Source organism: Terribacillus saccharophilus (assembly GCF_002272745.1).
In the GTDB taxonomy this organism is placed as follows: domain Bacteria; phylum Bacillota; class Bacilli; order Bacillales; family Amphibacillaceae; genus Terribacillus; species Terribacillus saccharophilus_B.
Map to the genome: position 1 here is coordinate 161,083 of NZ_NPBD01000015.1, position 18,138 is coordinate 179,220.

The 18,138-nt window shown below is 43.6% G+C and carries 21 protein-coding genes; 5 read left to right on the forward strand and 16 right to left on the reverse strand.

What is annotated here, in order from left to right; translation table 11 throughout:
* Positions 1 to 122: 122 nt before the first annotated feature.
* From CHH58_RS15040 to CHH58_RS18495, 6 genes are all read right to left on the reverse strand, one after another.
* Positions 123 to 1,052 (reverse strand): manganese-dependent inorganic pyrophosphatase, encoded by a 930-nt coding sequence (locus CHH58_RS15040; RefSeq protein ID WP_095262750.1) that lies wholly within the window; start codon positions 1,050 to 1,052, stop codon positions 123 to 125.
* An 86-nt stretch (positions 1,053 to 1,138) separates the two neighbouring features.
* Complete coding sequence (locus CHH58_RS15045; RefSeq protein WP_095228634.1) at positions 1,139 to 1,726, reverse strand: DNA-3-methyladenine glycosylase; 588 nt, start codon at positions 1,724 to 1,726, stop codon at positions 1,139 to 1,141.
* Complete coding sequence (locus tag CHH58_RS15050; RefSeq protein ID WP_095234318.1) at positions 1,723 to 2,964, reverse strand: MDR family MFS transporter; 1,242 nt, start codon at positions 2,962 to 2,964, stop codon at positions 1,723 to 1,725. The genes CHH58_RS15045 and CHH58_RS15050 overlap by 4 nt, the downstream gene beginning before the upstream one ends.
* A 99-nt stretch (positions 2,965 to 3,063) precedes the next feature.
* A complete protein-coding gene (gene mscL / locus CHH58_RS15055) occupies positions 3,064 to 3,459 on the reverse strand; it encodes a large conductance mechanosensitive channel protein MscL (protein ID WP_095228630.1) in 396 nt (131 codons plus the stop codon).
* A gap of 111 nt (positions 3,460 to 3,570) precedes the next feature.
* Positions 3,571 to 4,395 (reverse strand): ammonia-dependent NAD(+) synthetase, encoded by an 825-nt coding sequence (gene nadE, locus CHH58_RS15060; RefSeq protein ID WP_095228628.1) that lies wholly within the window; start codon positions 4,393 to 4,395, stop codon positions 3,571 to 3,573.
* A gap of 135 nt (positions 4,396 to 4,530) precedes the next feature.
* Positions 4,531 to 4,686 carry a hypothetical protein gene (locus tag CHH58_RS18495; protein ID WP_170937652.1) on the reverse strand — a complete coding sequence of 52 codons (156 nt, stop codon included), beginning with the start codon at positions 4,684 to 4,686 and terminating at the stop codon, positions 4,531 to 4,533.
* 156 nt (positions 4,687 to 4,842) lie between these two features.
* Between CHH58_RS18495 and CHH58_RS15065 the strand changes: the two genes are divergently transcribed.
* A complete protein-coding gene (locus CHH58_RS15065; RefSeq protein ID WP_095233458.1) occupies positions 4,843 to 5,712 on the forward strand; it encodes an SDR family oxidoreductase in 870 nt (289 codons plus the stop codon).
* Positions 5,713 to 5,742: 30 nt separating this feature from the next.
* Here the strand turns inward: CHH58_RS15065 and CHH58_RS15070 are convergent, their stop codons facing one another.
* Positions 5,743 to 6,702 carry a cation diffusion facilitator family transporter gene (locus CHH58_RS15070; RefSeq protein ID WP_095262751.1) on the reverse strand — a complete coding sequence of 320 codons (960 nt, stop codon included), beginning with the start codon at positions 6,700 to 6,702 and terminating at the stop codon, positions 5,743 to 5,745.
* Between the two features lie 244 nt (positions 6,703 to 6,946).
* Between CHH58_RS15070 and CHH58_RS15075 the strand changes: the two genes are divergently transcribed.
* Positions 6,947 to 7,477: an HD domain-containing protein gene (locus CHH58_RS15075; RefSeq protein WP_095262752.1), complete on the forward strand. Its 531-nt coding sequence runs from the start codon at positions 6,947 to 6,949 to the stop codon at positions 7,475 to 7,477.
* 136 nt (positions 7,478 to 7,613) lie between these two features.
* A complete protein-coding gene (locus tag CHH58_RS15080; RefSeq protein WP_306452901.1) occupies positions 7,614 to 8,132 on the forward strand; it encodes a M15 family metallopeptidase in 519 nt (172 codons plus the stop codon).
* A gap of 122 nt (positions 8,133 to 8,254) precedes the next feature.
* Here CHH58_RS15080 and CHH58_RS15085 read toward each other — a convergent pair whose 3' ends face one another.
* Both CHH58_RS15085 and CHH58_RS15090 read right to left on the reverse strand, forming a co-directional pair.
* Positions 8,255 to 8,443 (reverse strand): hypothetical protein, encoded by a 189-nt coding sequence (locus tag CHH58_RS15085; protein ID WP_095233456.1) that lies wholly within the window; start codon positions 8,441 to 8,443, stop codon positions 8,255 to 8,257.
* Positions 8,444 to 8,556: 113 nt separating this feature from the next.
* On the reverse strand, positions 8,557 to 9,330 hold the full coding sequence (locus CHH58_RS15090) for a glucose 1-dehydrogenase (protein ID WP_095262753.1): 774 nt from the start codon (positions 9,328 to 9,330) through the stop codon (positions 8,557 to 8,559).
* A gap of 167 nt (positions 9,331 to 9,497) precedes the next feature.
* On the opposite strand from CHH58_RS15090, the gene CHH58_RS18800 reads away from it, so the two are divergent.
* Both CHH58_RS18800 and CHH58_RS18805 read left to right on the forward strand, forming a co-directional pair.
* Complete coding sequence (locus tag CHH58_RS18800) at positions 9,498 to 10,337, forward strand: methyl-accepting chemotaxis protein (protein ID WP_095228618.1); 840 nt, start codon at positions 9,498 to 9,500, stop codon at positions 10,335 to 10,337.
* A gap of 13 nt (positions 10,338 to 10,350) precedes the next feature.
* The gene (locus CHH58_RS18805) at positions 10,351 to 11,178 is read left to right on the forward strand and encodes a methyl-accepting chemotaxis protein (protein ID WP_095228616.1); all 828 of its coding nucleotides are present in this window, start codon (positions 10,351 to 10,353) and stop codon (positions 11,176 to 11,178) included.
* A 30-nt stretch (positions 11,179 to 11,208) separates the two neighbouring features.
* Here CHH58_RS18805 and CHH58_RS15105 read toward each other — a convergent pair whose 3' ends face one another.
* From CHH58_RS15105 to CHH58_RS15135, 7 genes are all read right to left on the reverse strand, one after another.
* Positions 11,209 to 11,805, reverse strand: coding sequence for a hypothetical protein (locus CHH58_RS15105; protein WP_095228614.1), 597 nt, complete (start codon positions 11,803 to 11,805; stop codon positions 11,209 to 11,211).
* A gap of 82 nt (positions 11,806 to 11,887) precedes the next feature.
* Positions 11,888 to 12,697, reverse strand: a complete 810-nt coding sequence (locus CHH58_RS15110; RefSeq protein WP_095228612.1) for a histidinol-phosphatase — start codon at positions 12,695 to 12,697, stop codon at positions 11,888 to 11,890.
* Positions 12,694 to 13,593 carry an alpha/beta fold hydrolase gene (locus CHH58_RS15115; protein WP_095228610.1) on the reverse strand — a complete coding sequence of 300 codons (900 nt, stop codon included), beginning with the start codon at positions 13,591 to 13,593 and terminating at the stop codon, positions 12,694 to 12,696. Before CHH58_RS15115 ends, CHH58_RS15110 begins: the two co-directional genes overlap by 4 nt.
* 17 nt (positions 13,594 to 13,610) lie before the next feature.
* Positions 13,611 to 14,456: an STAS domain-containing protein gene (locus CHH58_RS15120; protein WP_170937653.1), complete on the reverse strand. Its 846-nt coding sequence runs from the start codon at positions 14,454 to 14,456 to the stop codon at positions 13,611 to 13,613.
* 100 nt (positions 14,457 to 14,556) lie between these two features.
* The gene (locus CHH58_RS15125; protein WP_095228606.1) at positions 14,557 to 16,263 is read right to left on the reverse strand and encodes an adenine deaminase C-terminal domain-containing protein; all 1,707 of its coding nucleotides are present in this window, start codon (positions 16,261 to 16,263) and stop codon (positions 14,557 to 14,559) included.
* A gap of 11 nt (positions 16,264 to 16,274) precedes the next feature.
* Entirely contained in the window at positions 16,275 to 17,333 is a 1,059-nt protein-coding gene (locus CHH58_RS15130) for an ABC transporter ATP-binding protein (protein WP_095262754.1), read from the reverse strand.
* A 15-nt stretch (positions 17,334 to 17,348) separates the two neighbouring features.
* The gene (locus CHH58_RS15135) at positions 17,349 to 18,137 is read right to left on the reverse strand and encodes an ABC transporter permease (protein WP_095228602.1); all 789 of its coding nucleotides are present in this window, start codon (positions 18,135 to 18,137) and stop codon (positions 17,349 to 17,351) included.
* Position 18,138: the final 1 nt, after the last annotated feature.

Consider the following 18,138-nt stretch of genomic DNA (forward strand, 5'->3'; position numbering starts at 1 on the left):
TTAAATGGAAGAAGCTATTACGGGGTTGTTTCCTATAGGGGCGTGTATATTCACTTTAGCATTATGGCCATGCTTACAGCAAATAAAATGAGCAGTCACATATTGTGACTGCTCAAAAGACATTAGCCATTCATGACTTCTGTCAGAACTGGTACAATTTGTTTCTTACGAGATACAACACCTTTTAGGGTAGCTGTATTATTGGTAAGCTTCACTTGGAACGCTTTTTCGACAGCTTCTGTATCTGCTCCGATTGCGATAGCAGTGGAGTCATTTGTCAGGATATTCGTGATAGCGAAGAGATAGAGCTTCAAACCTTTATCTGTAATCTTCTGCTTCATCGCTGCTTCCACTTCAGCCTGACGTACAAGAACATCCTGTTCATCTACAACGTTGACTTGTGCGATTTCTACTGTTGCATTACCCATCTGGAATTCTTTCGCATCAAGTGTGATCAATTCCTCAGGAGTTTTCTTGCTAACATCCGCTCCAGCTTTCAGCATATCCAAGCCGTATGTATCCACATCGACATCAGCGATTTCTGCAAGTTCTTTCGCTGCCTTAATGTCCTGTTCTGTACATGTAGGAGATTTGAACAATAGAGAATCAGAGATGATTGCACTCAGCATAGCACCTGCGATTTCTTTTGGAATCTCAACATCATGCTCTTTGTAAATTTTCTTGATGATGGTTGCTGTACAACCAACTGGCTCCGCACGGTAATAAAGCGGATCAGCTGTTTCGAAATTGGCAATACGATGGTGATCGACAACTTCAATTACAGAAACTGTATCGATATCTGAAACACTTTGCTGTTTTTCGTTGTGATCGACTAAGATGACTTGCTCAGCATCTCCATCAATCGCCTCAATTACACGAGGTGCTTCCAAACCGAAAGTTTTCAAAGCGAATGCCGTTTCTTCATTTAATTCTCCCAGGCGGACTGCTTCTGCTTCCACACCTAGTTTATTTTTCAAATGCGCGTATGCAATTGCGGATGTAACCGCATCTGTATCCGGGTTTTTATGTCCGAAGACTAGTACTTTACCCACTGCCTATCTCTCCTTTTTTACATTGCCGGCTAGTGCCGGACATGATGTATTCATTTTACATGATTATAGCCTTTTTAAAAAGGGACTCACCTGGAAACATACCTGTTCCCATGCACCCAGAAACGCCACGGAAAATCCTTGGCTTCCTGTGCATTCGGAATTCCGATTCTCGGCCCTATTTCCACTTGCTCTGGTGTATAACCTGGTGCTATATACAATGGTGATTTCGTGAAATGACCGCCATAATGTGACTGAATTATACCCATTGCCTGACATAGCTTTCCAGGGCCATTGGTCAGCTCCCTCGGCTTCCGATCAGGTCTGCGTGTTTCCATAAGCGGTATTCCATCCTTCGGTTCAAGCGCACGTATGAGGACAGCCTCAGGTATCTCAGCATCTGCACTTACTACATTTAGCAGCACTTGACGATGCATTGTATACGTATAAATATGACCGGGAGTTTGGAACATGATTTCCGTCCGTTTTGTTCGCCGGTTATTGAAGCTATGCGCAGCACGATCGAGTGCTCCGCGGTACGCTTCAGTCTCTACGATATAGCCGGAGGTGATTCCTTCCGATGTTTCGTGTACAAGCAGGCATCCCAATAAGCTTTGAGCCAGCTCTAGTGTAGGCTGCTGGTAAAATGACTGCGGTAGCAGCGGATAACTTGTCATCTAACATGCTCCTTCTTTAATACAGGTTTCAGGTTTTGCTCCTTCCTTTTTAGCATTACCCAAACCTGGAATAAGAATGGGGCACCAATAATGACAAGGAAGGCTATGATAGTGAATATCGGAATCGGATGAACAGCACCAAAATGATCCAGCAGCATTCCTCCAATCAGCGGCCCTGCTACACTTCCAAAGCCCGTAAAGCCCATTGCCCCGAAATACGTCCCCTTCATATCAGGATTGGCAATTTCATCAATGAACATATCCGACATAGAAAATAACAGCACTTCTCCAATCGTGAACAGAATGACCGCAGCCGCAATCCAGATGATCTCATGCAAAAAGGCCATACTTAACAAACTGAGGGCAATCAGTACATTTCCGAGCATCAAAGACAATACGAGTGAATACTTTTTCGCAATAGCAACGATTGGATATTGTACAATTAGAACCGTCAAAGCATTCAACGTGAGCATCATACTGAATAACTTTGCCCCATCCTCAATACTAGGCGTAGCTGCAAAAAACTGAGGTAAGGTAGCACTGAAATGTGAATACCCAAACACACTAATGGTGACTCCGATCAACAGGAACATAAATAGTGTATCCTTTCGTGTCACATTAAAAGCTTCACGGACACTAATTCTATTTGCTCCTGCTGCAGCTGTTTCTTCCACTTTGACACGTAAAAACTGAAAAATAAGCACAAGTCCGTAGGCGAAATAAACCAAAGCTGCAATCAGAAATGGAGCTGTAGAAGAAGCGGAACCAAGGTACAGACCTAAAAGAGGTCCGAATACGACACCTATGTTGATTGCGGTATAGCGCATATTGAAAACAAGTAAACGGTTCTTCTGTTCGGTCACATCTGACAAAAGAGCTTTGGACGTTGGTTCGAACAAAGAACGGCATAATCCATTCAGTGCATTCATAACAAAGAATACCCAGATAGCATCCGCCAGGGCGAACCCAACAAATACTCCGCACCAGCCAAATATACTGATACTGATAATTTTCTTTCTGCCGAATCGATCAGAAAAGTATCCGCCGTAGAAGCTGGACAGAATGCCTACCAAGGAACTGATCGCGATAATCAGGCCGGTAAATCCTGCTGATGCCCCTTTTTCCTGCGTCAGATAGATTGCTAAAAAAGGAATACTCATACTAGTAGCCATCCTGCCGAACACCGTACCGATGATAATTGTCCAGCTGTAAGGATGGAGTGTGCGTAAAACGTGCATGCTGTCTCAACTCCTCGTAATCCAAATTATAGCAGATTACAAGGCTTCTGTTTTTTTCATTCCCGGACTGCTTATAAATTAATCAAAAAAGAACCAGACTCACGTCTGATCCTTCATTTTTTCTTCCTTTTTTAATAAATCGCGTATTTCTGTGAGCAGCTCCTGTTCCACGGTCAGTTGCTGGACAACCTCTTCTGTCTGCGGCTGCTTGCGCTTCAATCTGTTCATGACTTTGACGACCATGAATAGTGCTGCTGCTATCAAAAAGAAATTAATGACAGTTTGAATGAATGCTCCATACTTCACAACAGCACTTCCAAATGTGAACTGCAGCCCGCTAAAGTCATGCCCTCCTGTTATAATACCGATGATCGGCATGATGATATCGTTAACGAGAGACGTTGTGATGGCACTGAATGCGGATCCAATCACCACGGCTACAGCCAAATCCACGACGTTCCCGCGCAACGCAAACTCTTTAAATTCCTTGAACATCGTTTGTATACCTCCTTAAAGCTAGTACCATTCTTACGCATCTATTTCCCTTTTTCAAGTATAGCCATTACAAAAATAAACGAGACCCCAGCTGGAGTCTCGTTATTTTTATTATAATTCCTTCCACCAGTCATCGTGGATGGAGGCTGGCATCTGCCGTTTATGCGTTGTTTTGAAGTAACGATCCTCCAAAAGTTTAGCTGTTTTCTCTTCGATAATTTTCCCTTCGAGATAATCATCGATATCCTCATATGAGAGTCCGAGTTCTGTTTCGTCGGCTTGTCCAGGATTCTCATCAAGCAAGTCAGCTGTCGGTGCTTTCTCATACAGACGTTCTGGTGCCCCCAGTTCGATGAGAAGCTGTTTACCCTGACGCTTGTTAAGGCCGCTCAACGGAAGAATGTCTGCTCCGCCATCACCATACTTCGTGTAGAAACCGGTAATAGCTTCAGCAGCATGATCTGTACCGATGACCAGTAATCCTTCTTGACCCCCAATTGCATATTGGGCAATCATGCGCATACGCGCCTTGATGTTACCCTTGTGGTAATCAGCAAGTTTGTCGCCAGTAGCATCTTCATACGCTTTCGCCGCATCTGAAACTGGAGATTTAATATTGTAAACATAAGATTCAATCGGATTAATGAAATCCAGTGCCAGCTGAGCATCTTCCTCATCCGCTTGCTCGCCATGCGGCAGACGAACAGCAGCAAAGGTCACATCCTTGCCTTCCTTCTTTAACTCTTCGATTGCCAATTGTGCAAGGCGTCCTGCCAATGTAGAATCCTGTCCGCCGCTAATACCAAGAACAAATCCTTTAGCACCAGTTTTAAGCAAATAATCTTTCAGGAAGTCGATTCGGCTGCGAATCTCCTGTTTAGCGTCTATTGTTGGTTTTACTTGCAGCTCTGAAATAATTCTGGATTGATTAGACATAATTTTGCCTCCTCGATAATAATGATACTTTTCTTTTCCCTCTCATGCCGGAACGTAATCTATTTATGTATCATGCTCTCTTCTTATAGTATAAACCAATCGCATCATAAAAGACGAAAAATAAAACCCACGGCATCAGTTCTCCGCGGGTTTGCTGTTTAAATATGCTTCCATGTCCTCCATCGTCTTTTCCATACGCTGGACATCTATATCAAAATCAAGGTCTGTTGAACGAAAGAATGGATCGTTAAATGTGAAAAGCTCTGCAATGTAATTTTCATAAGCTCGCATCGCAACCATCTCCTTTCCAATTCTTCTTTCGTCTATTTTAGCCTAAATCCCTGCCGAAAAAAACCCATCCAAAGGAACTTATTCGCATGCCCAGCGTTTTAGAACATGCTGTTTTTGTCAATAACTTCCTTTATAGAATAAAAGGAGGCAAAGAACATGGATTTATATGATTTTATGAAAGATGGCAATCCTGGAAGAAAGCAATCCAAGCAGCCCGGCATCCAGAATGAGATGGATCCGCTCCCGATAGAAGAATTCGATCATTGGAAGGGCAGCGGGAAGCTGCAGGGCAAGGTTATTCTTATTACAGGAGGGGACAGTGGTATCGGACGTGCTGTAGCTATCGCTTATGCGAAAGAAGGCGCTGATGTAGCTATATCCTATCTGGATGAACAGGAGGATGCAGAATACGCGAAGAAGCGGATTGAGCAGGAAGGTGTCAAATGTACACTGTATCCTGGTGATATCAGCGACGCTGCCTTTTGCGAAAATCTTATTGAACAAGTTATACAGGATTTTAATAAGCTTGATATCTTGGTCAACAATGCTGCACGCCAGGAAGTACAGAACGATTTGACGGATATCACGCCAGAGCAGCTTGAAAGGACTTTTCGGACCAATTTCTTTAGCTACTTTTATCTGACTCGTGCTGCTCTGCCGCATCTTGGAAAAGGGAACTGTATCATCAATACATCTTCCATCACTCCGTATATCGGCAACCCTACATTGATCGATTATACGTCCACAAAAGGAGCAATCGTTGCCTTCACTCGATCATTGGCAAAAGGCTTGGCTAGCAAAGGGATACGAGTGAATGGAGTTGCACCTGGGCCGATTTGGACTCCGCTCATTCCGGCTACCATGCCGCAAGAGACAATAGGAAATTTCGGTACCCAGACACCGCTCGGCAGACCTGGCCAGCCTGTCGATCTCATCGGCAGCTATGTTCTGCTCGCTTCGGATGAAGCTGCCTACATTACCGGACAATTCATCCACGTAAACGGCGGGGATTACATGTCATCCTAATAAAATAAGGAAGCCGCATATGCGGCTTCCTTATTCTTTGCTTTTCCATGCTTGAGTTTTATCGTCCTCATCAAATTCGATGGTGACATCTGTGACGCCTCTATGCTCCAAGATTTGAGCTTCCAGCCGATCCCTGATATCATCAGCATCCGCCACAGTAATAGTCGGGTCAATTTCCAGTGTAGCTTCCACATGGAAGGATTCCCCTTCTTTTACAACAGTCATTTCCTGGACATCTCGTACATCCTTATCTGCAAATAAAATGTTCCCGATCTTATCTGCCATCTCTTCATCGGCTTCCCCAATGACACCAGCTGCATTATCAAGGAATACACGTCCCACCACTAAAAACATCATGGCACCAATTATAATTGAAGCAATACCTTCTGCCTGGTAAAACGGTGTATAAGCCGCAATCAAGATCGCAATAATGGCAACCAAGCCGCCGCTAGTAGCAACTAAGTCTTCCATGAAAACTAGTTTTGTAGCTGGTTTTGCCCGTTTTACATGCACGAAGCTCATCGGAATGACCGAGAGCCCTTTTGCACCTGAATCACTCTCATGGGCAATCTCACGCATCGCTTTGAGCAGTACGAATCCCTCAAGAATACAGCCGAGTGCAAGCACCGTAATACTGATCCATACCCCCCCTGATTCTGATGGATGTGCCAGATGGGTAATACCCTCCCGGATGGTTTCATAAGCGAGGATACCTACGATTAAGACTGCGCCGAGCAGCACAAGGTTGACAGCCCGCCCGAATCCCCCTGGAAACCGATCCGTTGGGGCTTTTTTACTTAGTGCTGAGCCAACATAGACGAACATCTGGTTAGCGGCATCCCCAAAACTATGCATCGTTTCTGCAAACATCGCCACATTCCCTGTCAACAAGAAAGCTCCCCCTTTGACAAGTGCAATGACCAGATTGACCACCGCAGCCAATGCGGCTGATTTACTTCCCTGACGTAACAGGCTTACATATTCCTTCATGCTGTCTCTTCCTTCTTTATGTTTTTATATGTAGCAGTTTATAGTAACAATATTTTTAGCATAGCATACATTGAATGCAACGCAGACCCCTTTTGCTCAAGGCGCAGGAAGACAGGATGTTTTAGTTTGAGTAGAAACGGTTACTCCATATACATGAAATCCGTGATTTTTTTCACTTGCAGTCTTTTGCTTAACGTGTTAATATCTTGAACAATATACTTTTTCAGAGAAAGGAGATAATAAAATGAGAAAAGTAACATTGGAGCAGATTTATACACATCCAATCGCACAGAAGTATCTCGGACGTTCCGGGCAAGCGCATGCCATTTCAGTGGCGGAGCACGCACTAGTCATCAGTGAGAAAAAGCAGGTCGATCCAGACACGGCCGTAAAAGCTGCATTGCTGCATGATATTGGCCATTATGAGTGGTATAGCGATGGAAAGTGGGATTATGATTTGTATAAACAAAATGATATCCATGCTATCAAGGGCGCTGCCCGAGCACACAAACTCTTGATTCGTTTAGGTGAAGAGCCGCAGGCCGCCAAAGCAATTTCCTTGGCAATCCTTCTGCACACAGACTCTTACCTGCCCGAACACAATCTGAAGCTTGATCCATTACAGCAAGTAGTAGCGGAAGCAGATACAGCTGATGAAGAGACAGGCGGTGCACATCATTACAAGACCATCTCTCAGCAAGAAGCACTAAAACGCATTCGGAAATTGGACGCAAGCATCGAGAAGCACATGATAAGACAAGTCCAGACAAGCTAATCATGTCCGCTTCCTCCCCCCTTCCTTATATCCCCTATCTTTCCTTTCAAAACTTTGTTTCAAAACGTGCAATCTAGTACTCATTCCGCTATGCTAGAAATACAATATACGAGATTTCAAAAGGAGAATAGCGAATTTGCACTGGAAGAGGATTATAGTAACTACTTTGCTTATGACAGTTGCAGCGTTGATCCTATTCGGCTTTTTGCATATAGAGCAGCTTCCGCCAAATCAATCCACTCCTGCCTATTCCATGAATGCAGATGACATTACCGGCCTCCATCCAACAGTAGAAAAGAATATGAATGAACTAGTAGAAAAAACTTCTGACATCGGAATCTCTATTATCATTACGGATGACTATCGATCCAAGGAAGAACAAGACAAGCTGTACGCCCAAGGCAGAACAACCAAGGGACAAATTGTCACTCAAGTCCAAGGCGGAGAATCCATGCATAATTACGGACTTGCCATCGACTTTGCCCTGGAACCGGAACCAGGCAATGTAATCTGGGATATGGAATACGACGGGAACAAGAATGGGGAATCCGACTGGATGGAAGTAGTCGAAATCGCCAAAGAACTCGGCTTCGAATGGGGCGGAGATTGGCCAGGATTCAAGGATTACCCGCATCTGGAGATGCATATTGATTAATAAGAAAAGCGCCATGTCAGGCGTTCTTCTATTTGTGCTGATAAGAATAATCTTAACAGGTATATATTACGCGTCATATTTTTAATAAGGATACAAAAAAAAGCGCCCTCATGGGCGCTTTTTCAGTTAGCAATGACAAGATAGGCGCTAAAACTGATGATATAGATAGCAAAACAAAAAACAGCTAAGCGCATGTAATTACTTGTTAGGTCAAACAACACCTTTAAACCATTGGACAAAATAGCTGCAATTGTAAGTACAAAGGTCATTCCCAACATAAGCATAGCACTGAGAAAGACGATCTGCTCCATCTGGATTCTCTCCTTCTTTTATTTCTAATACGTTTTATAATAGAAGGAAAGCAGCATAAGCTCCTGTTATTCTGGTAACATTAATTTCCTGGAAGTGACGATTATGTCACCTTTTACAGTTCTAACTGAGAAGGGTACAGCGTCATACCGCCATCAACAAATAGAGTAGTACCTGTGACGTAGCTCGCTTCCTTAGATGCAAGCCACGCAGCTGCTGCTGCAATCTCTTCTGGCTTGCCAAAGGATTGCATCGGTATTTTCTTCATCTGCCTTGCTTTGTTTTCCGACTTGGTATCTTCGTTCCGCTCCGTATCAATTGTTCCTGGCGCAATGGCATTTACTCGTATTCCTTTAGCAGCATACTCAAGTGCCATCGTTTCAGTCAATAGCTTGATGCCACCTTTAGAAGCAGCATAATGACTGTCCAAAGGTTTCGGAATTTGCTGGTGTACACTAGACATATTGATAATGCTGCCTTTTATATTATTCTCCAGCATATGACGCAGAGCTACTTGGCCGCCGAGGAAAGTTCCGGTCAGGTTTACATCAATCACACCTCTCCACGTCTCTTCTTCCATTTCATGATATGGTTGCGGCTTGCTAAAGCCGGAGTTATTCACCATGACATCCAATCCGCCAAATTCGCTAAGAGCCGCATCCAGCAGTTTATGAATCTCTTCTTTTTTGGAGACATCTGCTTGAACGACAATTGCTTTTCCGCCAGCTTGGCGGATATTTTCGGCCGCTTGATTAGCTCCATCCTCGTCTCCATGATAATTGACGACAACATTCATGCCCTCTTTCCCGAATCGCTCTGCAACTGCTCGCCCTATTCCCTTGGAAGAACCAGTGACGATAGCTGTCTTTCCTCTTAAATCATCATACATGTAGATTTCCCCTTCCAGTTTATGTTCTTCTATGCTTTTCCCCCAATCCATTTTTAAGAAACTTTTCTACAAAATAGGACAAAATAGGACTTTTTCTAGTGAAGCGCTTCACTTTCTGGTACTTCTTACCGATATAAAGGAAAACATTGTGTAGAGGAGCTCGTTTTATGAATTCTACGATACAGGCAGTAGTCAATATTGCCCCTATTATAAAAGATACGCTTGGACCGACAGCCGCGATGGGCGTGCTGGATACAGAGGAGTTCGTTTACTTCGCACCTTCAACGCTTTTGACACTCGGAATAGAAGTAGGAAAAACGAAATTGAATGAACATGAAGTTTATCAGCGCGCAATAAAGGGAGAACACATTGTTTTCGCTATCACAGAAGATTACGAAGCACTCGGTGCTCCTGTTGTTACCTCCATTACTCCAATTCGCGATATGGAGACAAATGAAATTGTCGGCTTATTATCACTATCACGTACATTGGAGCATCAAGAGAAGCTCGACCAAGAACTCAGCAAATTGAATCAAGTGATAGACGCATTGCAAGGTAAGGTTCAGCATGTTGCCGCTCAAGCTGAAGAGCTTTCTGCAACAAGCAGTGATATTAAAGAACAAGCAGCCAATGCAAGCCAGAGTTCTAGCAAGATTGGCGAGGTTGTACAGCTGATCGAACAGATTTCCACGCAGACAAATTTGCTTGGTTTAAATGCCGCTATAGAGGCTGCCCGTTCCGGGGAAGCTGGTAAAGGCTTTGGAGTTGTTGCTGACGAAATCCGCAAGCTTTCCGATAACACAAAGACAGCCGTTCAGACAATCAGCAAATCCTTAACAGAAATCACTACTAGTGGTGAAAATTTATCACAAAGCATCAGTGAAGTTTCTGCTTCCTCTGAGGAACAGTCTGTTATCATGGTCGAATTTATGGACGATATCCAAGCATTAGATGAAAAGAGCAAACAAATCATCGAAACAATGAAGAAAGTTACAAACCAAGGATAAGGAGACTATCAACATGCACCCTACGATACAAGCAATGGTCCACCTAGCTCCAGAAATAAAGAAAAACATCGGAGATAACAATGTTGTTATAGTTACAGATACAGAGAATTACGTTTATTTCTCTCCTTCTAAGGATTTGGATATAGGCGTTAAACCAGGAGATTACGCTTTTGGAGAAGGAGCTGATCTTCTTCGCCAGGCTCTTAGCGGGGAAAATGTTCATGCACATATTCCAAAAGAAACTTATGGTATTGGTTTGCAGAATTCCGCATCCCCAATTCGTGATGAAAACGGTGAGATCGTCGGCGTTTTCCAGATTACCAAGACACTAAAAGATGAAGAGCTTTTGGATGAACAGCTGGATGAATTGCGTTCGATAGTAAGCAGTTTGCAGGCAAAAGTACAGCATGTAGCTGCACAAGCAGAGGAACTGTCTGCAACAAGCACTGACATTAATGGCCAGGCTGCTCATGCGAGTGAAAATTCTCAGGAAATCAGTACGGTTGTTCAGCTGATTGAGGATATCTCTACCCAAACGAATCTGCTAGGATTAAATGCCGCTATTGAAGCCGCTCGATCCGGAGACGCTGGCAGAGGGTTTGGAGTTGTAGCGGATGAAATTCGGAAGCTTTCAGTTGGAACGAAGGAAGCTGTCGGAGCTATCGGTCATTCCCTTCAGGAAATCCGCTCGAATATGGAAAATCTGACACTAAGCATCGGCGAGGTTTCCACTGCCTCCGAAGAGCAATCTCGTGTGATGGTGGAGTTCATGGAAGATATTCAGAATCTCGATAGCCAAAGCAACGATATTGGCCAATATATTAAAGAAATTACGTATTAAAAAAGCGCCTCCCATAGGGAGGCGTTTTCTTTAGATAGATTGTTTGTTATTTGGAGTAGGCGGTGTTGTTTTAGTTGTTGGTGTTGTTGTTGTCTTGTTGACAGGCTGATTCTTCTGTTCATTAGAACCGCTATTGCCTTCATTTTTCGACTTTGTCATTGGGTTACTTGGTGCACTTTCAGGCTTTGCTTCCATTAGCTTATTAGAAGCTTCTTTAGCTTTACTGCCTGCATTTTTCAAGTCATCTTTCACTTCTTTTACTGTGCCAAGAGCAGATTTAGAATCTTCTTGGACATCGTTCACTGAAGACATGATCTCGTTTTGAGCCTTATCATAAACATTCTTAACGTCGCTAGCTGCATCTTTTGCAAGCTCAGTTGCGTCCTGCACTTTGGACATAACTTGTTCCTTCGTGCCCTGCGGATCCTGTTTTGCGTCTTTTACGAAGCTGACAACCGTATCCTTTGCTACGCCGACATTTTGGAATACCTTTTGACGTGTCTGCTTGTTAAGTAAAACGATTGCCGCGCCGGTAACTGCTCCAGCGACTGCGCCAGTCAATAGTTTAGAACCTGCTTTTGCCTGTTCTTTCACTTCGTGCTTGTCTACTGTTTGTGCTTGTACCATTATGAACACTCCTTAGCTTTTTTGTTTACCGTATTGGTGTATAAATACCCCGTCCCAATGAAAGTAAACAATAAAACTGTAATTATAATGGCAGCACCCTTTTTTGTTTTTGTACGAAGTAGACCATTTCCTTAAATCCGATATCCTTCAAACGCTCTTTCACTTTATCAAAATCCTCGCCGATTCGGGATGGTACATGTGCATCAGAACCGAATGAAATGTCCACGCCATAATGTAGTGCTCGTTCCAAAATACGATCAGATGGATACCATCCGCCAACTGCCTTCGTACCGCCGGATGTGTTCACTTCGATGCTAACACCAGCTTCCCCAATCACTTTCAAAGTCTTTTCGATCGCATGATCAGCAGGAATATCAGAAAATGCAGGATAAAAGCCTTTCATCGCATCGATATGACCGAGCACTTGGAAAATACCACTTCTAGCCGATTGCTGAATCATATCGTAATAGGCTTCTTTCACCCGGATATGATCTGCTTCTGATAAGCTATCCCATCTGCCTTGTTTGAAGATATTCACGTCATCAACATAATGAACGGAACCGATAATATAATCGAATGGATACTTTTTGTAGTAATCTGCATATAAAGCAGCATGCTGCGGGAAGAAATCACTCTCGACACCTAAGAGGACGTGAATCTGGTCCTTATATTTCTCTTTTAGATCCAGCACTTCCTGTACATATGCTTCAAAGCCGCTAATTGGCATAGCAATACCAGGATAAAGCTGATCTTCCTCGCTGTAGAAATAAGGAGAATGATCTGCTATCCCGATATAATGCAATCCTTTTTCAATCGCTGCCTTGATATAATCCTCAATCTGTCCCTCAGCATGACCACATCTGTAATGATGTGTGTGCAAATCGAATGTCATACACCTGCTCCTTCGGCTACTGCAGTATTTTCTTCCAGGAATTCTTTGATCAGCATGTTGACGATTTCAGGCTGCTCATGATGCACCCAATGAGTCGCATCATCAATATATACAAGTTCGTAATCCGAGCAGTACTTGATAGATTCCTGCGCTAGTTTCTTTAAAAGGAATTGATCCTTAATTCCCCAGATGATTTTGGTAGGTACATGAACCATGACAGAATTCTTTTTACCGTACATGCTGATGTTATCTTTTTCTGTCAAAGCCCGGTACCAGTTCAGCATAGCTGTCAGCGCACCTGGCTTGGACCATGCCTCTTTATAATTATCTACATCCATCTGAGAAAACGTTCCTTCTTGGCTGAACTTTGTCAGTGCCATTGCAAGACCGTAATAGTCATTAGCCGCTAATGATTTTTCTGGTACATCCTGCATCTGGAAAAAGGCCATATAAGAGCTCTTGAACCATTGTAGCGGATTGGTTGCGAGTATTTTCGGCATAACTGCTGGATGCGGCATATTGATAGCAATGAATTTCTCTACATGTTCCGGCCGCGTCACTGCCAAATGCCAGCCAACAGCTCCTCCCCAGTCATGGCCTATGATAATTGCTTTCTCTCTTTGGAAAAGACGAATCACTGCTATGACATCGTCACGGAGCTCGTCCAGTACATAATTAGCAGTATCCTCTGGTTTATCACTCAAATTATAGCCTCGCTGATCCAAAGCCAGCACCCGGAAACCCTGCTGTGCAAGCGGAACGATCTGTTCCTTCCACCCATACCAAAATTCCGGGAAACCATGCAGGAGTATCACCAATTTACCATCATTCGGACCAGCTGCCGCCATGTGTAAATTCATTCCATTCGCTTTTACCGTCAAATGCTCGACTCTCATCAGAATCCTCCTCTATATTAACTGCGGGTTAATCCATAATGCGCCAATGCCTGCTGTAAGGAATTATAGAATGGAATATCTTCTACCTGTCTATCTCCTCTCAAAGTCTGTGCCAAATCGGGACGGACACCGGAAACTGCACAGTTAATACCAAGCATTTGCAGAATCTGCACCATCTGTCTGAGCTTTTCCCTTACAAGTGCTTCGGTAAAACTCGCCCCAGACATATCAATAAAAAGTGTTTCGACTCCCTTTTCCTTGCAAGCTTGCGGCATATGTTCGAGGATCAGCTCCGCACGCCGTTCACTTATTTCTCCAACCAATGGAAATACCCCGATGCCATTCATAATCGGAATAACAGGTGAACTAGTCTTATGAATTACTTCGCGCTGGCTCCTGATTTTCCTTTCTGTCAGCTCATAATAAAACTTTGTAAATTTATTGATAACTTCATCTAATGCGCGGTGGAGATTCTTCGACCATCTGATGACCATAGCAGGTGTAACATCCTGTTTGTGCTCTTCTACAAATGACTCGATGAATTCCCAAATAACCGTTCCTGATTTTCCGACAGCCTGCAGCACTTCATGGATCGGTGTATTGGTCTTAACCCGGCTATTCGCCACTTTTTCTACCCATGTTTTGAGATTCAGACTATATTGCTCTTCATCCTCCAAGATTGCACTGGCAACTGTGACGATTGTCATCCGGTGCTGTTTTCTTAATTTCTCACGCATCTCTTTCCCAGCATCATCTGCGTAGATCGAATTTTTGTAGTCATATAATAAACCTGCCCATCGATCTGTTATATGAGGAGCGTTGTCCATGAGGTAGTTGTATAATGCTTCGTTCATACTTGGCATGCGAATCTCCTTCATCTTTGTGATGCTTTTATTATAGCCGAACCGCTAAGGCGCTTCTATCTTGAGCATGTAAAAAAGAGTCTGCCGAAGCAGACTCCTACTAAACTCTCAAAGGTACTGTATTTCCTTCGTTCACTCTAATATAGCCTTGATCAGTCAATTTCAACGCTGGACTTACCGGCAACGAAAGGGTACTAATCGACATGAGAACATTATAATGCTTGTAACCGAGTGATTTAATAGACTTCGTCAGCTCAGAAACTTGTGCTGCCACTTCATTCAATGGTGCTTCTGAAAGAATACCCCCAACAGGCAATTGAACCAAAGATAGTACTTGGCCATCCTTCACACAGCAGATACCGCCTTGATGACGAATCACTTCATTCGCCGCAAGCACCATATCCTCAATATCACGGCCGATTACAAGCAAATTATGATTATCATGCGAATAAGTAGTGGCAATCGCTCCTTCTTTCAGCATGTCTCCCGTTAACAGTCCGAAAGCGCGATTACCGTTTTTTCCATATCTTTCTGCTGTCATGACAAGCGCAAGTCCTTCTTCCTGCCATTGCACTCGCCCTGCTTCAATTGCCAGTCGAACATGTCGTTCAGTTGTGAATGTTGAACCGTCTTTTATTTCCATAACGCGGTACAAAGCATCACTTTCTTCTTTTTCACTCAATAGAAGGAAATCATCATGCTTCAGCTCTTCCAATTTAACGCTCTCGTAGTAGGATGGAGGAAATTGCGGTTCTAGAACGATTTGCTCCTTCACAGCGTCCTGCTCATAAACTTGTTTGCCTTTCTTGAAAACTTCTTGAATTGAGAAAGAATGCAGATCATCAAGCAAGATGAAATCAGCTATTTTCCCAGGAGCTATTAGGCCTCGGTCCTTCATTTGCATTCGTTTTGCTGGTGCAGCAGTAGCAGCATATATTGCCTGCTCCGGCTGCATCCCCATATGTATCGCTTTTTGCACAAGCTGATTCAGATGCCCTTCTTCCAGCAATTTATCTGCCATGACATCATCCGTTACAAAACAGAAATGCTCGGTAACATCGTTTTCTATCACATAGTTAATGATTTCCTGTGTCATAGATTTCTCCTGCAATTCTACAAACATTCCTGCATTGATGCGCTGTTCCATCCCTTCAACTGTCTGATGGGTATGATCGGAATCGACACCGGCATATATCATACGCTGCAGTTCAAGATCCAAAAGTTTCGGTACATGACCCTCCACGATCAAGTGCGGATATGCTTGTCTTACATGCGCCAGAATGCGATTCGTCTTACTGTCTGGAGCCGATATAACATCATAATAATTCATGATCTCACCAAGGCATTGAATATTGCCTGACAGCATCAACTCATCGATATCCTTAATATCGATTTCTCCGCCTGTCGTCTCCATCGATGTGGCTGGAACGGAACTTGGAATAGCATAAAACATATCCACCTCGCAATCCACACTTGCATCCATCATGCTTTTCACACCATCCACCCCGAAAACATTTGCCATCTCATGCGGCTCAGGAACAATGGTCGTCACGCCATTTTGAATAATGCCATAAGAGAAGGAAGAGGGCGTAATCATTGTACTCTCTATATGAAGATGAATATCAATCAAACCTGGAACCATGTATCGTCCCGCACCATCTATCACAATCTCTGGCTGCAGCTTATCAGTATCTTTCTTTCCGATATAGAGGAATTTCCCATCCAGAACAGCAATATCGGCATCAATGAATTTCTTTCGATAGCTATTAAATACCCGCACATCACGGATTAGTAAATCAACAAGCATAGTTCACCCTCCTAATCGACGAGCACGATTTGTTTCTTTGGAATCTCGAGCACGACATCCTGGCCATTTGCCAGTGGTGCTGCTCCAGCGTCATCATTTACAGTGAACTGCCCTATACTAGTTTGAACTTCATATTGATAGCTTCGGCCAAGATAAGTGCTAATCAGTACTTTTCCCTGTACTGCATTCTCCACTGTCATTGGTGCTGCATCCAATGGATACAGACGCAGATCATCCGGTCTGATTGCTCCTACCAAACCACCAGCATTGTCCTGCTGCTGAACAGTTAAAGTTATTCCTTGAACAGTTGCAGCGATTCCATCTGATTCCTGACGACGTCTGTCGAATTGGATAAAGTTCTTGAATCCGATAAAGTCCGCGACAAATTTTGTCTTCGGTTGTCTGTAGATAGTGGCAGGATCACTAAGCTGTTCGATGATACCTTTATTCATGATGGCTACTTTATCCGAAATCGAAAAACATTCTTCCTGGTCATGCGAGACATATACTGTCGTGATGCCAAGTTCCTGCTGTATCCTTCTAATCTCCACACGCATATTCACACGCAAGTTGGCATCCAAGTTGCTTAAAGGTTCATCAAACAAAAGGAGGTCCGGTTCAATGACTAACGCTCTGGCAATTGCCACACGCTGCTTTTGTCCGCCTGACAATGCGGCTGGGAAGCGTTCCTCAAATCCTCTTAAACTGACGATATCAAGAACCCGAAGTACTCGATCCTTAATTGATGCTTTCGATACTTTCCGCTGACGCAAGCCGAACGCGACATTGTCGAATACCGTCATATGCGGGAACAAAGCGTAATTCTGAAATACAAAACCGAAATTACGTTTGTTTACCGGAACTTTCGTATAGTCCTTCTCCCGGAACAAGAATTTGCCTTCCTTTGATTGCAGGAATCCTGCAATCAGCCGAAGCGTTGTCGTCTTTCCGCAACCACTTGGACCAAGAAGGGAAACGAGTTCTCCTTCTCCGATAGACAAATTGAAGTCTTGAAGAATAGCTTGCTTCTGATAAGCAACAGTGACATCCTGCAGCGTAAACAAAGACATGATAAAGCCTCCTAATTACCGTTTCGTGAAATAAGATAAACCAAGCAACCGTTCGACAAAGAACATGAATAAAGCTGTGATGACCATCAATACGACGGATAGCGCCGCAATTGTTGGATCGAAGTAATTCTGCACATACGTAAGCATTTCAATTGGCAGTGTACTTACGCCAGGTCCAGTCATGAAGACCGAAATGTCCACATTATTGAATGATTCCAAGAATGCAATCAAAACTCCAGCAATGATACCGGATTTGATATTCGGCAGAACCACTTTGAAGAAAGTACCGATCCTGCTCGCACCTAAACTGACTGCCGCCTCTTCTATGGAAAAGTCGAAGTTAGCAAGACTTGAGGAGACGACACGGATAATGAATGGCAGCATAATGACAGTATGCCCGATAAACAGACCTGCATAGATCGGCAGTTGATAGTATGTAATGAAAAAGCGCAGGAACGTGAAACCTAGCACGATTCCAGGAATGATGATCGGAGATACAAATATACCTTCCAGAAGCGCCTTCCCTTTAAAATCAAATCGATTCAAAGCATACGCAGCTGGTATTCCAATTAGCAGCGCAAGCAGGTTGCCTGCCAGAGAGAGATAGATGGAAACCTTGAACGTTTCCAGGAACCCGCTCACTTCGAATATATTTTTATACCATTCGAGTGAGAAGGATTCCGGCGGGAACCGAAGTACTGTTCCCTGTTCGAAAGAGGTGACAGAGATAATCACCAATGGCCCCAGCAAGAAAACGAACACCAGAAACGTGAAAATGCCAAGTCCTATATGTTTTTCCCGCATG